Origin of the sequence: Halalkalicoccus paucihalophilus (genome assembly GCF_001593955.1) — an archaeon.
In the GTDB taxonomy this organism is placed as follows: domain Archaea; phylum Halobacteriota; class Halobacteria; order Halobacteriales; family Halalkalicoccaceae; genus Halalkalicoccus; species Halalkalicoccus paucihalophilus.
The window spans coordinates 1-664 of the sequence record NZ_LTAZ01000022.1; the positions used below are offsets into that span (position 1 = coordinate 1).

Below are 664 nucleotides of genomic sequence, written 5' to 3' on the forward strand. Positions count from 1 at the left end.
CATTTCCAGATGTGTGCTTGCCTTTGGGGACGTAGAGACAATAGTGATTTTTAGAAAACAGTCATTATTTAACCCCTAATCGGTGGCTCTGACAGGTAATATAATCTAAGACGGGTTTCCCTTCTCAGAGGACATCACTTCTGATACAATATTTTATAATCATAATAACTACACATATCTGGTTTGATAGGTAATGTATGAAGCGTCGACAGATGCTCATCGGAACTGGTACCATGCTCGCAACTGGCCTCGCCGGCTACTCCAGCGCTACCCTAGCGCACGACAGCGAGGATGACCACACGAAATCAGAAACGAACAGGCATAAGAAACGAGACTCGAAGAAACATAAAGACGAAGAGGAAGAAGACTACGAAGGCATTCCCGGATTCGATCGTGAGGAGTTCGAACTCGACAGCGATGTCGTTCATGTGAAAGAGCTCACGTTCCACAAGGGAACGCTCGAACTCAGTGTCATCGTTGAGACGACCGACAGGGAGGTTCTCGCTGAGGAATTACGAGCCCTTGTCCCTGCATTCAACCAAGCAATTCATGAGGCAGATGCCGAGGAGTTCTTCGAAGCAGTTGAGGAATTCAAATTCGCCCTTTATGATGAGTGCGACGTCCGTCGAGCCGCACTTTACTTGGACGTGGAGTGGCTGCGTGA

Annotated in this window: 1 protein-coding gene; it reads left to right on the top strand. The window is 47.9% G+C overall.

Features of this window, described 5'->3' with window-relative positions:
- Nucleotides 1–197: 197 nt before the first annotated feature.
- Nucleotides 198–664, top strand: a 467-nt coding sequence (locus HAPAU_RS19445; RefSeq protein WP_245634279.1) for a hypothetical protein, incomplete at its 3' end; no start/stop codon positions are given.